General features: G+C 61.2%; 14 protein-coding genes. 7 read left to right on the forward strand and 7 right to left on the reverse strand.

Features of this window, described 5'->3' with window-relative positions; genetic code table 11:
- Nucleotides 1–44 precede the first annotated feature (44 nt).
- Entirely contained in the window at nt 45–3221 is a 3177-nt protein-coding gene (locus tag ACW4DH_RS08305; RefSeq protein ID WP_459635903.1) for an efflux RND transporter permease subunit, read from the forward strand.
- A 128-nt stretch (nt 3222–3349) separates the two neighbouring features.
- On the opposite strand, the gene ACW4DH_RS08310 is transcribed toward ACW4DH_RS08305, so the two are convergent.
- The gene (locus tag ACW4DH_RS08310; RefSeq protein WP_459635904.1) at nt 3350–3790 is read right to left on the reverse strand and encodes a MarR family winged helix-turn-helix transcriptional regulator; all 441 of its coding nucleotides are present in this window, start codon (nt 3788–3790) and stop codon (nt 3350–3352) included.
- 93 nt (nt 3791–3883) lie between these two features.
- Here ACW4DH_RS08310 and ACW4DH_RS08315 point away from each other — a divergent pair, with 93 nt between their 5' ends.
- Entirely contained in the window at nt 3884–4684 is an 801-nt protein-coding gene (locus ACW4DH_RS08315; protein ID WP_459635905.1) for a siderophore-interacting protein, read from the forward strand.
- A 165-nt stretch (nt 4685–4849) separates the two neighbouring features.
- Here the strand turns inward: ACW4DH_RS08315 and ACW4DH_RS08320 are convergent, their stop codons facing one another.
- The 3 genes from ACW4DH_RS08320 to ACW4DH_RS08330 all read right to left on the reverse strand — a co-directional run bounded on the left by ACW4DH_RS08320 (nt 4850) and on the right by ACW4DH_RS08330 (nt 6578).
- Entirely contained in the window at nt 4850–5464 is a 615-nt protein-coding gene (locus ACW4DH_RS08320) for a LysE family translocator (RefSeq protein WP_459635906.1), read from the reverse strand.
- Between the two features lie 13 nt (nt 5465–5477).
- Nucleotides 5478–6311, reverse strand: a complete 834-nt coding sequence (locus tag ACW4DH_RS08325; protein WP_459635907.1) for an AraC family transcriptional regulator — start codon at nt 6309–6311, stop codon at nt 5478–5480.
- Nucleotides 6312–6410: 99 nt separating this feature from the next.
- Nucleotides 6411–6578 (reverse strand): hypothetical protein, encoded by a 168-nt coding sequence (locus tag ACW4DH_RS08330; protein ID WP_459635908.1) that lies wholly within the window; start codon nt 6576–6578, stop codon nt 6411–6413.
- 362 nt (nt 6579–6940) lie between these two features.
- Between ACW4DH_RS08330 and ACW4DH_RS08335 the strand changes: the two genes are divergently transcribed.
- From ACW4DH_RS08335 to ACW4DH_RS08345, 3 genes are all read left to right on the forward strand, one after another.
- Nucleotides 6941–7423 carry a PhzF family phenazine biosynthesis protein gene (locus tag ACW4DH_RS08335; protein WP_459635909.1) on the forward strand — a complete coding sequence of 161 codons (483 nt, stop codon included), beginning with the start codon at nt 6941–6943 and terminating at the stop codon, nt 7421–7423.
- A gap of 199 nt (nt 7424–7622) precedes the next feature.
- Nucleotides 7623–7841 (forward strand): DUF3820 family protein, encoded by a 219-nt coding sequence (locus ACW4DH_RS08340; RefSeq protein WP_459635910.1) that lies wholly within the window; start codon nt 7623–7625, stop codon nt 7839–7841.
- 233 nt (nt 7842–8074) lie between these two features.
- Complete coding sequence (locus ACW4DH_RS08345) at nt 8075–10609, forward strand: esterase-like activity of phytase family protein (RefSeq protein WP_459635911.1); 2535 nt, start codon at nt 8075–8077, stop codon at nt 10607–10609.
- A gap of 250 nt (nt 10610–10859) precedes the next feature.
- Here ACW4DH_RS08345 and ACW4DH_RS08350 read toward each other — a convergent pair whose 3' ends face one another.
- From ACW4DH_RS08350 to ACW4DH_RS08360, 3 genes are all read right to left on the reverse strand, one after another.
- Nucleotides 10860–12032 (reverse strand): MFS transporter, encoded by a 1173-nt coding sequence (locus tag ACW4DH_RS08350; protein WP_459635912.1) that lies wholly within the window; start codon nt 12030–12032, stop codon nt 10860–10862.
- Between the two features lie 36 nt (nt 12033–12068).
- Nucleotides 12069–13091, reverse strand: coding sequence for a GlxA family transcriptional regulator (locus ACW4DH_RS08355; protein WP_459635913.1), 1023 nt, complete (start codon nt 13089–13091; stop codon nt 12069–12071).
- A gap of 355 nt (nt 13092–13446) precedes the next feature.
- Nucleotides 13447–14322 (reverse strand): LysR family transcriptional regulator, encoded by an 876-nt coding sequence (locus tag ACW4DH_RS08360; RefSeq protein WP_459635914.1) that lies wholly within the window; start codon nt 14320–14322, stop codon nt 13447–13449.
- Between the two features lie 99 nt (nt 14323–14421).
- On the opposite strand from ACW4DH_RS08360, the gene ACW4DH_RS08365 reads away from it, so the two are divergent.
- Together ACW4DH_RS08365 and thiI are read left to right on the forward strand one after the other, a co-directional pair.
- Nucleotides 14422–15171 carry an NAD(P)H-dependent oxidoreductase gene (locus ACW4DH_RS08365; protein WP_459635915.1) on the forward strand — a complete coding sequence of 250 codons (750 nt, stop codon included), beginning with the start codon at nt 14422–14424 and terminating at the stop codon, nt 15169–15171.
- A gap of 126 nt (nt 15172–15297) precedes the next feature.
- A complete protein-coding gene (gene thiI, locus ACW4DH_RS08370) occupies nt 15298–16767 on the forward strand; it encodes a tRNA uracil 4-sulfurtransferase ThiI (protein WP_459635916.1) in 1470 nt (489 codons plus the stop codon).
- The last annotated feature ends 235 nt before the right edge of the window (nt 16768–17002 follow it).

A 17002-nucleotide genomic window follows, 5' to 3' on the forward strand; every position in this document is an offset into this window, starting at 1 on the left:
TCCGGTTCGGGGCAAGGCCCCGGCCGACGATGGAGTAATGCCCCATGGACTTCGCGAAATTTTTCGTCGACCGGCCGATCTTCGCCGCGGTGCTGTCGATTGTCATTTTCATCTCCGGTCTGATTGCGCTGCCGCTGTTGCCGATCAGCGAATATCCCGAGGTAGTGCCTCCATCGGTGGTCGTGCGCACCGTGTATCCCGGCGCCAACCCGAAAGTGATCTCCGAGACCGTGGCGACTCCCCTCGAGGAGGCCATCAACGGCGTCGAGGACATGATGTATATCAAGTCCGTTGCCGGTTCAGACGGCGTGCTGCAGATCACCGCGACGTTCAAGCCCGGCACCGACGCCGACGATGCCGCGGTGCGGGTGCAGAACCGGGTCGCCCAGGCGCAGGCGCGGTTGCCCGAGGACGTGCGCCGTCAAGGCATCACCACGCAGAAGCAGTCGCCGGTGTTCCTGATGGTGGTGCACCTGACCTCCAGCGATGGGCGTTACGACTCGCTGTACCTGCGCAACTACATGCGGCTGCACGTGAAGGATGAACTGGCGAAGATCAACGGCGTCGGCGACGCACAGCTCTTCGGCGGGGGCGACTACGCGATGCGCCTGTGGCTGGACCCCGACCGCATCGCCGCGCGAGGCATGACAGCGAGCGACGTTCTGCGGGCGGTGCGCGAGCAGAACGTCCAGGTGTCCGCCGGCCAGCTCGGGGCCGAGCCGATGGCGAACGGCAGCGACTTCCTGCTGCCGATCAATGCCAAGGGGCGGCTGGAGACCGTCGAGGAGTTCGGCGATATCGTGCTGAAGTCCGGTATCCATGGCGAACTGGTGCGCCTGGCCGATGTCGCGCGCATCGAGCTCGCCGCCGGCGACTACACCCTGCGTGCGCGTCTCGACGGCAAGAACGCCGCCGCCATCGGTATTTTCCAGGCGCCGGGCGCGAACGCGCTGGAGATCCGCGACAACGTCGTTGCCAAGATGGAGGAACTGCGTCCTTCGCTCCCGCCCGGGGTCGAGATCGAGTCGATCTACGACACGACAATCTTCGTCCGCGATTCGATCAAGTCGGTCGTCACCACGCTGCTGGAAGCCACGCTGCTGGTGGTGCTGGTGGTGATCCTGTTCCTGCAGACCTGGCGCGCATCGATCATCCCGCTGCTGGCGGTGCCGGTCTCGGTGGTGGGGACGTTCGCGGTGCTCTACGTGCTGGGCTTCTCGATCAATACGCTGACGCTGTTCGGCCTGGTGCTGGCGATCGGCATCGTCGTCGACGATGCCATCGTCGTGGTCGAAAACGTCGAACGCCACATCGAGCTGGGCGCCACGCCGCTGGAGGCCGCGCACCTGGCGATGAAGGAAGTCAGCGGGCCGATCGTCGCGATCGCGCTGGTGCTGTGCGCGGTGTTCGTGCCGATGGCGTTCCTGACCGGCGTCACCGGCCAGTTCTACAAGCAGTTCGCCGTCACCATTGCCATCTCCACGGTGATCTCGGCGATCAACTCGCTGACCCTGTCGCCGGCCCTGGCGGCCATCCTGCTCAAGTCGCACGACGTGCCCAAGGACCGGGCTTCGCGTTTGATCGACCGGCTGTTCGGCTGGCTGTTCCGTCCGTTCAACCGCTTCTTCAACCGGAGCTCCTCGCGCTACGAGAACGCCGTGTCGCGCACGCTCGGCCGTCGCGGCACCGTGTTCCTGATCTACGCGGTGCTGCTAGTGGGCGCGGGCCTGATGTTCAAGACCGTGCCTGCGGGCTTCATCCCGGTGCAGGACAAGCTGTACGTGATCGCTGGTGTGAAGATGCCGGAAGGCGCTTCGATTGAGCGTACCGACGCCGTGCTCAAGAAGATGGCGGCGCTGGCCAACGAGACCGATGGGGTCGCCAGCGAAATCGCGTTCCCGGGCCTCAACCCGCTGCAGTTCACCAACACGCCGAATAACGGAGTGATCTTCTTCACCCTCGACCCCTTCAGCGGGCGCCCGCGCACGGCCGAAGCGATCACCGCCGAGCTCAACCAGAAGTTCTCGACGATCCAGGAAGGCTTCACCTTTGCGTTCATGCCGCCACCGATCCAGGGGCTGGGCAATGGCTCGGGCTGGTCGCTGTTCGTCGAGGACCGGACGCGGCTGGGCTACGGCGAGCTGCAGAACGCCGTGCAGGCGTTCCAGGGGGCGGCGGCACAGACACCGGGACTCGGGTATCCGATCAGCAGCTATCAGGCCAACGTGCCGCAGCTCGACGCACACGTCGACCGCGAGAAAGCCAAGGCGCAGGGCGTCCCCCTGACCGAGCTGTTCGATACCCTGCAGACCTACCTCGGCTCCGCCTACGTCAACGACTTCAACATGTTCGGTCGCACCTGGCAGGTGATCGCGCAGGCGGACGGTCCGTTCCGCGACGACGTGTCGGACATCGCCAACCTGCGTACGCGCAACGCCGCAGGCGAGATGGTGCCGGTGGGCTCCATGGTCGACGTGCGCCCGACCTATGGCCCGGACCCCGTGATCCGCTTCAACGGTTACCCGGCCGCGGACCTGTTGGGCGAGGCCGACCCGCGCGTGATGTCGTCGGGCGAGGCGATGGCCGCGGTCACGGCACTCGCCGAACAGACTCTGCCGGCGGGAATGGGAATTGGCTGGAGCGACCTGAGCTACCAGCAGTCCACCCAGGGCGGTGCGGCGCTGGTGGTGTTCCCGCTTGCGGTGCTGCTGGCGTTCCTCGTGCTGGCCGCGCTCTATGAAAGCTGGACGCTGCCGTTGGCGGTGATCCTGATTGTGCCGATGTGCATGCTTTCGGCGCTATTCGGGGTCTGGCTGGCAAGTGGCGACAACAACGTGTTCGTGCAAGTCGGGCTGGTGGTGCTGATGGGGCTCGCGTGCAAGAACGCCATCCTGATCGTCGAGTTCGCCCGCGAGCTGGAGATGCAGGGTAGGACGATCGTGGGGGCGGCGCTGGAAGCTAGCCGTCTGCGCCTGCGGCCAATCGTCATGACCTCGGTTGCCTTCATCGCCGGCACCGTGCCGCTCGTGCTGTCGTCCGGCGCGGGTGCGGAGGTGCGCTCGATCACGGGCATCACGGTGTTCGCCGGCATGCTCGGCGTGACCCTGTTCGGGCTGTTCCTGACCCCGGTGTTCTACGTGGCGCTGCGCAAGCTGGTCGAGCGTGGCCACCCTGAACCACAGGCAAGCGGCCAGCCGGCAGGAGGCGAATACCGAGCATGATGGATTGCGCCGTCAATAGGACTTCGTGTGGTCCAGCGAAAGCCAAGCGCCGCCAGAATCCCTGCCAACGCCCGGTCGAGCCATTGCCTCACGGCAGGACCACTGCAGGAAGCCGGTCGTCTTTACCGCTACTCCGGGTCGCTGTCCTGCAGGTTGGTGAGCATCCGGTTTCCGATCTCGATAAAGGTCGCCTGATCCTGCCGACTGATGCCTTTCAAGAGCGCCCTTTCCACCTCGTCTTCGGCTTTTCCGATGCGGGTCATTAAAGACTCACCGTCGTTGCTGAGGGCGAGGAGATGAGAGCGGCGGTCGTCCGGGTGGGGCGTCCGGGCGATCAGGCCCATGCTCTCCAGCTCTTGGATCACGCGGGTGATCTGAGCCTTATCGCGGCCAGTGATGGTGACCAGCCGGTTCGCCGTGCAGCCGGGATGGGCGTGAATCATCTGCAGCAAGCGAACATGCATGCCATTGAGCTTCAGGTCGTGCTGCCGGACCGCGCGCTTGGCACTGACCTTGAACTGGAACGCCAATTGCCAGAGCACCTGGCGGATGTCGGATTCGTGAGGCATATTCGTTGACAATATCAACCAGTGATTTTATGGTTGATATTGTCTACTAGATGTCCAAGTGCTACAAGCACTCCCCTTTCGTCGAGGTAACCCATGCCCAAACCCGCGCCCCGTATCCTGGAGGTGCTGCGCACCGAGAATCTGACCCCGAACATGAAACGGGTGGTGCTCGGTGGTGGCGATTTGAGTGACTTCCCCGAACACCATGAAAGTGCCAACTTCAAACTGTTGATTCCCCGCCCGGGGCAGACGTCGATCCCGCTGCCACCCCACGGTGACAGGCCGATGGATGAGCGGCCCATCGTTCGTACCTACACACTGCGTCACTTCGATAAGCAGCGCGGCGAAGTGGTAGTGGATTTCATGATGCACGCGGACCACGGCCCGGCATCCACCTGGGCCGCCGAGGCAACCCCTGGAGACCGTATCGGCTTCGCCGGACCGGGGACGCCGAAATTCGTGGATTTCGATGCGGACTGGTTTCTCTTCGCCGGTGATATGTCCGCGCTGCCGGCCATTGGTGCCAACATCGAACGGTTGCCGGCTGATGCCAGAGGGTATGCAGTACTGGATGTGCTTGACGAGGCAGACCAGCAGGCGCTGCCTTTTCCGAAGAACATGACGGTCACCTGGCGGGTCAATCCCGCACCGGAGCGTGCCAACATTGGATGGGTGGACGCGGTTATGGCGCAGCCTTGGCTGGCGGGATCTCCTGCAGTCTGGGTGGCCGGCGAAACCGGCGCGGTGAAGGCGGTCCGTCGCTACCTCATCGAAGAGCGGAGTGTGGAACGACACCGGCTCTACGCCAGTGGTTATTGGCAGATCGGGCTCACCGAAGATCGCCACCAGATCGAGAAACGCAAGGACCAGCAGGCCAGCGACAGAATCGGATAATCATCTGACGGAACCGGATTCGGCCGGCTTCAGGGGCGTCATCATGGAAGCGGCTTTAGCCGCGATGGTATAAACCGCACACGTTTTTCACAGCTGAAGGCGCTCCTATAGGGTTTTGTACTTCGAGAGAGTTTTGTACTTCGAGCGCTCGCTAATTTCTGTCCGTCAATCTACGCCCGCCGTCAGCGGCAACCAGACGTGTTCGTAGCCGATCGACAGGGCGACGCCCACCAGCAACGCGGCCATCGCCAAGCTGAATCCCTTGAGAATCCTTGGGTTCTCGATGCGCTTGCCGAGCAAGGCGCCGACCAGCGCGTAGCTACCGGGCGCACCGACCGCCAGCACCGCCAGCCCCAGCGACCAGAGCACCAGGCTGACGCCGTGAATGCCCACGGCGGGAAACTGGATGGTGGCGATCGGCAATGTCGCGACCACGCCCTTGGGGTTGCACAGTTGCATGATCAAGCCGTCGCGAAAGCGCATCACCCGCGGCGCCTGGCGCACGGCGCCCAGATCGATGCTCGACCGGGCGATCTTGATGGCCAGATAAAAGATATATCCGCAGCCCAGCGCACCCACCACGGCGAGCATATCGCCGCGTACCCAGGCGGCGCCGGCCCAGCCGAACAGCAAGAACAGGATGAGCAAGGCCATCCCCACCCCGAGGTAGAATCCCAGCGAGGCCCTGGCCTGCCCATGAAGCCCGGCATTCAGGCCGAGCAGGTTCACGGGCCCAGGCGTGTACATGACGCCCAGGGCATAGGCGACGATTGCTAACATGGCGAAGTCCCTGTTACGAAGTGACGCTGCGCTGGTATTGGTACGGCGTCATGCCGTAGATACGCTTGAAGCGGCGATTGAAGTGGCTGAGGTCGGCAAATCCGTAACGCAAGGCGACCTCGTTGGGTAGCGCGCCGGCCTCCAGCGCATGGCGCGCGGCATTGATACGGCAATTGAGCACGTACTGGTGCGGCGTCATGCCGAACTGCTGCCGGAACAGACGCAGGAAGTGATATTTCGAGAGGTGCGCCGCCTGGCTGAGGTCGTCCAGCGACATATCGTCTTCCAGGTGCGAGAGGACGTAGTCCTTGGCGCGTTTCAGCAGCGCATCGGGGCGACTGATCGTGCCGCCCGGCTGGAACCTGCCGTCACGTTGAACGAGGCGTGTGGCGATCCGGTAGAGGGCGTACTCCTGATCGATACGGCTGCCGACCCGCTGGGTCACCAAGCGGACCAGTTCCAGAATGGCGTCGCGTAGCACAGGGTCCTGTATCAGGGTGTCGCGGCTTCTGAAACGGCCGGCGCTTTCACGCCCCACCCCATCGGCAAACACCGCCTCGAGCTGAGCGGGCGATACGTAGGCCATCACGTAACCCAGCGTGCTGTCGCCGCCCGGCTGGCCGTCGTGAACCTCGCCGGGGTTGAACTGGATGACATTGCCGGGCGGGCTGCGGTGATACTGGCCGCCGCTGAAGAAATCCTGGCGCCCGGCGAGGGTGACGCCGAAAGCATATTCGTCATGGGCATGAGGGTCGTAGCGGAAATCGCTCATCGCCGCCTGAAGCACGGTAAGCTCGGGAACATGCCGACTCTTGAAGAACCGAAACTGGCTGGGCTGCTTCGCCATGCCTTCACCTCCCTGAACGCTGACCTAGCCTAGCTTAGGCCGACCGACGTGTCGGCGGCTTGGACATTATTGCGCAAACGCGCCAGTGATGAGTTCCATTCACAGCGGCTTCGCGATCGCCTGGGTATCGGATGCCTTCAGCATGTCGATAAAGGCGCGCAATGCCGAAGGCACATGGCGGTGCCCGGGGTAATACAGCCTCAAACCGGGCAGATCATGCTCGATGCGTTGGCGCAGCGTGGCCGCGACCTGCCCATAGCGTTTCATGACAATATTCCCGGCGCCGTTCAATTGCAGTACAGATAGTCCGAACCAGAACGATACAGTTGCCTGTACAAGATAACTGTACCGCTGATATTCACTATAACTGAATCTGTATTGAACATGGGCATAAACCCTAACCTGTTAGCGTGAACCGCAACAGGAGAAGCGCCATCCACTTCACTCCTCTCTCAGCGGACTGTTAGCCAGACTGCGCCTTTACTGCCAGTGCCAACGCACGCGACACCAGCTGCTCAGCCTCGATGTTCGTCTGCTCCAAGATACCGGCCTGTCGCGTACCGATGCCGAGCGCGAAGCCAGCAAAACATTCTGGAAAGCATAACCTGTCTTCTCACCTGGAGATCACCATGCCCAACGACACACAGTATTATCTGCTCGATGTCTTCACCGATCGAGCCTTCGCAGGTAATCCCCTCGCGGTGTTTCCCTTTGCTGACGAGTTGGACACCGTCACCATGCAGGCCATCGCCAACGAGCTGAACCTTTCCGAGACCGTATTCGTCGGCCAGGCCGGCGATACCGCGCGTTATCCGATCCGTATCTTTACACCCACCATGGAGCTGCCCTTCGCCGGCCACCCGACGGTAGGTACGGCGCATCTGCTGGCGGAACTGGGAATGGCCAGGCGCGACACCCCCCTCACATTGGAAGTCGGGATTGGGTCATTAGTAGTTGACTTCGAGAAGGATCGGGCCCGATTCACCACGGCGCAGCCGGTCGATATCCGAGCCAGTCCCCTGAGTCAGCAAACCGCCGCTCGATTGCTGGGATTGGATGAGCGTCAGATCATCAGCCAACCGGTACCGGCTTCCTGTGGGGTAGTGTCGTGACGATATGCATTGCTGGTCAGTCGGTAATCATTGGCAGGGTACGCTGCGTCTTGGGACATAAATCCACGCCGGAGCTTTCGAAACAGGACCTGTGGCATGATGAGGTAAATAGTCGAGAGCAGCAGGATGACTGGGCGACTCAATACGGACCCAGCCTTCTGGCGTGACGCGGACCTCCATCCCTCAAGGAGCCCTTTGCATGAAACCCGAGGATCTGGAAAAGCTGGTGACCCGCCGAATGCCGTTCGGCAAGTACGAAGGCCGGCTGATCGCCGACCTGCCCGGGCCGTATCTGAACTGGTTCGCGCGGGAGGGCTTCCCGCGCGGTGAGCTCGGCCAGCTACTCGAACTGATGCACGAGATCGACCACAACGGGCTGGGCCCGCTGCTCGATCCGTTACGGCAAAAGCATTCCTGATGCCCTTTTCATGGCAGTCGATACTCGGGCCTATCGAACCCTCTCGACAATCCGGGACCGAGGCTAAAGACCATTTTGCCGCAGCGCGCACAATGAAAAACAAGACTACACAAGACGTTTGAATTGCTACTTATCCTTACCTGCGTGCCCTCGAACTGACATATCCAGCCACCAAGCTGGTCGAGCAGTACATGCCATGTCGTGCAATCCGGCCCTTAGCCTAAGGAAATCCCATGTACGGTTCATACGGCTCAACAACGAATTCGCTATTCAACTTCTCTCCGGCATCGTTTCTTGGCTCGACACTGGATCTCTTTAATAGCGAATTTAACATCGAAGCGGAACCTGCCACCTACACACCGATGCCTTTCTTCGAAAAAGAGTTCTTTCCAGCATTGCTTTCTGCGGGACAAGCTTATTACAGCGGCCTTGCCGATGCGTTAGGGCTCTTGGCAGAAGCCCTTTCAGACGGTCAACATTCCCCAACCGTGCCAGAAGAGCCCGAGATACCAGATGCCACCAGCACACTCCGGGTCGCCAGCTATAACGCCTCCCTGAATCGCGCTGAAACGGGAGAGTTGCTGGCTGACCTCTCCACTCCCGACGACCCGCAGGCGCAGCAGATCGCCGAGGTCATTCAGCAGGCTAGGCCTGACGTTTTACTGATCAATGAATTCGATTATTCGCCGGAGGCCGTCGACGCCTTTCGCCACAATTATCTTGGGATCAGCCAGAACGGAGCTGATCCCATCGACTACCCCTACGCCTTTTCTGCCCCCGTTAATACGGGTGTCGCCTCCGGCTTCGATCTCGATAACGATGGCCGGGCGGTAACGATGCCTGACGAAGAGGGCTATGCCGAGGATGCACTGGGGTTCGGACAGTTTCCGGGACAATACGGCATGCTCGTGCTGTCACGTTATCCCTTGGTGGAAGAGGAAATCCGTACTTTTCAGGACTTTCTCTGGAAAGACATGCCGAATGCACGCCTGCCCGATGATCCGGCGACAGCCGCCCCTGCCGATTACTACTCGGAGGAGGAACTGTCGGGACTGCCGCTTTCTTCCAAGAGCCATTGGGACATACCCATCGTCGTCGATGGCCAGAAGATCCATCTGCTTGCTTCCCACCCGACGCCTCCTACCTTCGATGGTCCCGAAGATCGCAATGGCCTGCGCAATGCCGACGAGATTCGTTTTTGGTCGGACTACGTTACCCCCGAACAAGGGGATTACATTGTTGACGACCAGGGCCACCCGGGAGGGCTCGGCGAGAATGAGCGCTTTGTGATCGTAGGCGATCAGAACGTTGATCCTGTCGACGGTGACAGCCTGCCCGGTGCCGCCCAGCAGTTGCTAGGCAACGCCTATGTTGATGCCGGACTCGCTCCCGACAGCCGGGGCGCCGTAGAAGCGGCCCAGGCCCAGGGCGAGGCCAACGAGACACATTCCGGTGACGCCCGCTTCGACACGGCAGATTTCAACGACACGGCCCCAGGCAATCTGCGGGCCGATTATGTACTGCCTTCTCAGAGCGGACTGACGCGGCTCGATGGAGGCGTTTTCTGGCCGACCGACAACCAGCCCGGCAGCGAGGCTATCGGGGCCTCGGATCATCGCCTGGTTTATGCCGACTTGGCGTTGACCCACCTTAAGCCCCTCGTCGAGGACGTGGAATTCGTGGGCATGACGGAATTCTCCAGCGGCATGTCGTTCCAGAATACCGTCGTGGGGGGGCTCTCCGGGCTGACATACAATTCGGTCACCGGTGAATATCTGGCGATTGCCGATGACCGCAGCGAGATCGATCCCGCCCGTTTCTATTCGCTGCGGATCGACCTTGACGACGGCCGGCTCGATGAAGGCGATGTCTATTTCACGGATGTCACCACCTTGCGCCAATCGGATGGCTCGCGCTTTTCCCAAGGCCAGGTCGACCCCGAAGGCATCGCGCTCGCGCCTGACGGGAGCCTTTTCATCTCGTCCGAAGGAGACGTCTCGCAGAACCTGTCTCCCTCCGTCTGGAATTCTGCCCGGGATGGCGAACAGCTCTTTTCCTTACCGATCCCCCAAGCGCTGGAACCCGACCTTCAAGGCAACGAGGGAATTCGCAACAACCTGGCACTCGAGAGCCTCACGCTCACGCCGGATGGCAAGCATTTGTTCACCGCAACGGAAAACGCCCTGGTGCAGGACGGCCCGGCAGCCGATCTCAACACCGGCAGTCCGTCACGTATCATCGAATACGATCTACACAGCCAACAGCCGGAGCATGAATATCTTTACCCGACAGAGCCGATACCCGAACGGCCTGCCAACAGCGGCGATTTTGCGACCAATGGGCTGGTCGAGATGCTCGCGCTAGACGACCATCGACTGTTGACACTGGAGCGGGCTTTCGTGACGGGTATCGGTAATACCATCCGACTCTATGAGATAGACACTTCTCGCGCTACCGACATCCGCGATATTGATGCGCTAACTGAGACAAACGACACCATTCGCCCCGTCGACAAGCAACTCATCGTGGATCTCAGTGATTACGAGATCGTCCTCGACAATGTGGAGGGTATGGCGTTGGGGCCCGAGCTGGCGGATGGACGGCAGAGCTTGATCCTCGTCTCGGACGATAATTTCAGCGATACGCAAAGCACCCAGTTTATTGCACTGTCGCTCGAATTCGCTGCATTACCCGAATGTGAGAATCTTACGCATGCAAGCGGTCTCGCCACTACCGGGGTGGGACAGACCGGATGGGAGTGGATGTAGACGATCGTTGCGAGCAAGCAAGCTGGCCTGAGCGGCGCCCCGGCCGTGAGGATCGGCGGCGCATGGAGGTGCATCTGCTAGCGCAGGGGGCGTCTGGTCGAATGCATTGCCGAGCGGCCTCAGCCCGGGTTGCGGCATCTGCAAAAGGCGTTCGGCTCTCCGGTTGGCTGGACGCCCCCTGATTCCTCATTGAACGCCGCTGACAGACAGCAGCAGCAGCGTGACGGCGGCAAAGGCGAGCTCCTCGCTGTCAAGGCTGCAGACGCTGAGTGCCGCTGACATAGCGTTGCCAGCCGAGAACGACCAGGGGAATCAGAGACAGCGGCATCAGCATGGCGTTGAGTCCTGCCCAGCCCAGACTGGCTTCGAGCGGCCCGGCCAGCAGAGCCGTCAGGCTCACGGTGGAGAAGACCAGCAGTTCGTTGGCCGCCTGGGTACGCGCCTTTTCGACGGGACGGTAAGCCTCGGTCAACAGGCCAGTGGCGGGCAGGAAGGTCAGGTTCCAGCCCAGGCCCAGCAGGATCAGCGCGGCGTAATAGCCATGCAACGATGTGGAGAATTGAGCCAGTACGCCGCAGCCGGCGAGCAGCAAGCACCCCGTCACGATCATGCTCGGCGCACCAAAGCGGGTCGTGAGCCGGCCGGTCACGAACGATGGCAAGAACATCGCCAGTACATGCCACTGGATGGTCGTGGCGACATGGTCGAAATCAAAGCCGGCACGCTGCATGGCCGACGGCGTGGCGGTCATCGCCAGATTCATGACGCCGTAACCGATCAGGCCCGACAGGGCGGCGATAATGAATACCGGCTGACGCAGGATCTCTCCCAGCGGTCGTGATGCGCCTTTACCGTGAGTGGCCTGGGCCGGTGGCAACCGGGTGAAGGCCAACAGCAGCAATGCCAGGGCGTAGAGCAGCCCCAGCCCCACGAAACTGCCGAGAAACGGCGTAGCGGTAAGCTCGCGACTGGCCCGGGCCAGCCAAGGGCCCAGAAATGCCGCCAGGACGCCGCCCCCCATGACCAGGCCGATGGCTCGGTCGCGCAGTGCCGGAGGGGCGGCTTCCACCGCAGCAAAGCGATACAGCGTGCCGAAGCCGATGCCGATGCCGATCAGCCAAGTGCCCAGCATGAACGCCCCGAACCGCTCACCCACCAGGGCATGCCCCGCCACGGCCACCCCGACCAGCCCCAGCATATTGCCCAGCACGAAGCCCCGCTTGCGACCGATACGTGCCATAAGCAATGATGCGGGAATGGTGGCACACATCAACCCCAGCAGTTGGGTAGCCACCGGCGCAGTGGCCCAAGCCGGGCCGGGCGCTAGCGACGCCCCGATCAGGGGCGAAACGGCGATCAATAGAATATTGCCGCTGACCAGCAACGCTTGGCACAGCGAAAGAAGAGTTACGGTGATCGGCATGGAAGGCTCCTGTTGGCAACATCGAGGCTAGAGGTGTCATTGATCAGCTATCGCCAAGGCGGGAGCGGCCGATGCCCTGAAGCGCTGCCAATAGACCGAGGGGGAAACGCCGTAATGCCGCTGGAACAGGCGCCGCAACTGCTCGGCCCCGCCCAGTCGCCATTGCTGAGCCAGACGCTCCAGAGGTGGCAGGCTGGGGCTGGCTATCAACGCCTGGCGGGCATGTTCGAGGCGCAGCCGCGTCAAATAAGTTCCCGGAGTGGTGTCCAGATGCTGGCGAAACAGACGCGACAAGTGGCGCGGCGTGACATTGATACGTGCAGCCAAGATATCGAGCCGGTGATCGTCACTCGGTGCGCTGTGCATGGCGTCGAGTAGATGGCGCAACGGGCCGATATCCCGCTGTTGGCTGCGCAGGGCTTCGCTGAACTGCGATTGGCCCCCTGGACGGCGCAGGAACATCACCAGCTCTCTCGCCACGCGCCCGGCCAGGCCCGCACCGTGGTCGGCTTCGAGCAACGCCAGGGCCAGATCGATGCCAGCCGTCACTCCGGCACTGGTATAGCGCGGCGACGCTGGCGCAAGGTCATTGACGCTTTCGATGTACAGCGCGTCGCTGGCGACGTCGATGGCGGGATAGGCATCGGCCAGGGCTTGGCAATGACGCCAGTGGGTCGTGGCACGGTGGCCGTCGAGCAGGCCTGCGGCGGCCAGCAGGAAGGCGCCGGTGCACACCGAGCCCAGCCGCCTTACGCTGGGCGCCATCTCGCGCAGCTTGGCCAGCAGAGCCGGATTGCCGGTCTGCTCCCCAACGCCGCTGCCACCGGCGATCAGTAAGGTATCGAAGCCCTCCTCACCGGACAGGGCTTGCCAGCTGCTGTCGGCATGCAAGGCCATGCCCGAGTTGGTCGTCAACGCACCAGCCTCCTCGGCCAGCAGCGTCAGGCGATACAAGGCGGTGCCGGCCAGATCGTTGGCGGTGGCAAATACCTGCCAAGGGCCGGTAACGTCCAGCAACTGGCAGCGGGGATAGGCAAGCAAGGCAACGCAGAGGGTCATGGCGGGCTCCATCGTCAAGCAACAGCGCCAGTGTCTTACCTGGCGGAGATGTCGGCAACGACGCTTACCCCACCGATAGGGACATTTGCTGATCCGTTAGAAACAGTGTTGCCCCCGCCGGGGCACTAGCTCCTAAGTTTGATATGCCTTGTTTAAGTTGCGCCCCCATAAAAGCAGAATTGATCCTGATCACCACTCAATTGACGCACCTTTCCCTACCGGATGCCCATCGCTCTACTGCTGGGCCTGCATCAGCACTCGTGTAGACGCAAGCACTGTTGAAAGACGAACTCCACGGCGAATAGCACTGACATCAATGAGGCCCTGCGTTATGTCACTCGGTGCCTTATCGGCTCTAGTGAGCGTCGCCTAGCAACCGTCCCCATCGCTCCTCCAGTGCCCGAGTCACGCTTGCGAAGAACGCAAGAACCCGGGCGGTACGGCGTAGGTCGGGGTGGGTCAGCAGCCAAAGGTCCGTGGTGAGTGCCAGGATGGGGTCGCCCAAGCGCTGGAGGTCTGGCTCGTCCTCAGCGAGATAACAGGGTAACACGCCCTGCCCCAACCCACTTTTTACCGCTGCCAGCATGCCGAGCATGCTGTCCACTCGGTAACCGACATGCGCATCGCAGCCATTGCGCGACATCCAGGTTTCAAGGGCTGGGTAACCGAGATGGGCATCCGGCCCGACCCAAGGGATGACAGGGGTATGAGTGGGTAACGGATCAATGCGAGCATAAACCGCTTGTGCGATACGTCCCACCCGCCGGCCGACTAGCGTTTCCGGCGGTGTCATGGTGGGGCGAATGGCGATATCGGCATCACGCCGGGTGAGGTTCAGCGTGCGATTGGAGACCACCACTTCCAGTATGACTTGCGGGTGTGATGCTCGAAAGTCCGCGAAGATCGGCGTCAGAAGCCCCATCAGCAAGGTATCGGTGGTGGTGATGCGCAGCGTTCCCGAGAGCGCCAGATCCAGCCCCATCAAGCGGCGCTCGGCACCGTCGATTTCGTTCGCAACCCGAGCTGCCGTGGCCGCCATGTCCTCTCCCGCCAGCGTGGGCGCGTAACCGGTTCTCGAGCGCTCGAACAGGCGTACTCCCATACGTCGCTCCAGTTCACCAAGCCGTCGGAAGATCGTGGCGTGGCTCAACGCCAGTTGGCGAGCCGCGCCGGAGAGAGAGCCCGTTTCGGCAATCGCCAACACGACCTGTAAATCATCCCAACGTGTCATGTGTTCATCCATGCAAGGTAGGCTTGCATTTCCAGGGAATTTCTTTGCACTTCTGCAAGGGATAGCTTAGAGGAACCGTCACCGCGAGGAAACGCCCCCATGCAGGTATTGATCGTCCACTGTCATCCCGAACCCCGCTCTTTCAATGCAGCACTCACCCATGTCGCCACCGAGACGCTGGAACGCTCCGGTCACCACGTTGAGGTGTCCGATCTCTACGCCCAGAACTTCGACCCAGTGGAACGGCCCGGACATTTCGGCTCGCGCGTCGATAGTGATTATTTCGCGGCCTTGACCGAACAGCGCCATCATTTCGAGACGGCGACCCTGCCCACCGACGTGCAACGTGAAATCGATCGATTGCAGCGCGCCGAGCTGGTCATCCTGCAATTCCCGCTGTGGTGGCATGCTCAGCCGGCCATGCTCAAGGGCTGGTTCGATCGCGTATTCGTCTATGGCGGCCTCTATTCGGGTCGGCGACGCTTCGATCGAGGCCCATTACGCGGCAAACGTGCTCTCTGTTCGGTCACCACCGGAGCCCCCGCCAGCACGTTTTCGCCTTTCGGACGCAGCGGTGATATCACCACATTGATGTGGCCGATTCACTGCTCGCTCTATTATGTCGGGTTCGATGTGCTCGCCCCGCAACTTTCCTACGGGGTTCAGGGTGGCGGGCTGAGCTATCAGGCGGAAGCGGACTTTCGACAACAACTGGAGGCCGACAAGGCGAGGTGGGCACACCGTCTGGAAGGGCTTGGAGCACAAGCCCCGATTCCCTTCACCGGCTGGGAGGACTGGGACGAGTCCGGCGTGCTGAGCGACACGCACCCGTTGCGCTGGCGGAGATGACACTGACTCTCGTTATGAATCTGGATCGCGTCAATACAGGCACTACATATTCACTTGAGACATATAGCAGTCGGACTGTTACTGTAGCTACCCGACCGTGGCATTCATTAATATTTGCTAATTCACATGAAATACATTCTCAAGCTGTTTTCCGAAATTACGATCAAGTCGCGACCGGTGCGCAAGGAGATGATACGTTGCCTGCGCGCTAATGTACGCAACACGCTATGGCGGCTTGATCCCGAGGTACGCGTGATCGGCAGATGGGATGCACTGGAGGTCATACTCAGCGATGGGCTCTCCATCGACACAATAGACGCGCTAGAAAGTGCGATGACCCGCATCTCCGGCATTCATGAAGTGTTGACGGTTGAAGAGCGGCGCTTCAGCTCCTTTGCTCATACTGCCGAACACGTGCTGCCGCTATGGGCCCCGCTGGTCGCGGGCAAGCGCTTTTGCGTGCGTGTCAGACGCAGTGGCCAGCATGCGTTTCGTTCCATGGATCTAGAGCGCTATCTAGGGACCGAGTTATTAAAGGCATCGCCCAGCGCTACGGTCGACCTCAAGCGTCCTGAGATCACCGTAGCGCTTGAACTCAAACACACCCGGCTGATCCTGATCACGCAACGCCGCGCCGGTCTCGGTGGCTATCCGCTCGGTACTCAGGGCTCCGCTCTGGCGCTGATTTCCGGCGGTTTCGATTCGCCGGTGGCCGCCTATCGCATGATCCGACGCGGCATCAAGACCCACTTTCTGTTCTTCAATCTTGGCGGTCCTGCCCATGAGGCCGGCGTACGCGAGGTGACCTACCATCTATGGCGACGCTATGGCAGCTCTCACAAGGTCAGCTTCATCTCGGTGCCCTTCGAAGGCATCATCAGTGAGATTCTGACCAAAGTACCCGATAACTGTATGGGTGTGGTACTCAAGCGCATGATGGTCCGCGTAGCCAGTCGCATTGCCGCCAGAATGCGCACTCCGGTACTCGTTACCGGCGATGCTATCGCCCAAGTGTCGAGTCAGAGCCTGACGAATCTGGCCATGATCGATGCCGTGAGCGAGCGCCCGATATTACGCCCTTTGCTGACCAGCGATAAGCAGGACATCATTAACGAGGCGAGAGTGATCGACACTGCAGAGCTTGCTGAGCGCATGCCGGAGTACTGTGGGGTCATTTCAAGGCGCCCTAGCACTCGTGTCCGCCGCGATCAGGTCGAAGCCGCCGAGGCCGAATTCGATTTCGATGTGCTCAAGCACGCGTTCGAAGAAACGACTTATACCCGCATCGATGAGCTAGCCAAGCCCGCCCCGGCGCTTGCCGAGGTCACCATCGTCTCGTCAGCGGAGAGCCTGACCAGCCAGTCCGACTGCAGCGTGATCGACATCCGCCACCCCAGCGAGCGCGACATGGCGCCGCTTGAAGTACCGCCGCAGGTCGAGCTGCTGGAGATCCCCTTCTATGAACTTCAAGCGCGAGCCAGAACACTGCCCGACAAGGAGTATCTGCTCTACTGCGGTCAGGGCATTATGAGCCAGATGCAAGCCCTGCACTTGGCCGATCAGGGCCTGACGAACTTCGGGGTGTATAAGAAGTAGGCAAGGGGTTGCCCTGGAGATGGGGGCTTTCTATTGCCGGGCCCAGCGGCACTTAGGGAATATCCTCGTCGTCATCCAGCACCACCGACAGTTTCCAGAGAACTTTAAGAATCATGAGTTCGAAGTAAGGCATGGTTTGCTCGTCGGTTATAGATCAAGCCTACAAGCTACCAGCTACCACCTTACCGTTTTATGAACGGGCTCGGATCATTACCGTCCAATCTCTTAGAGATGG

This window comes from Halomonas sp. WWR20, from assembly GCF_054602495.1.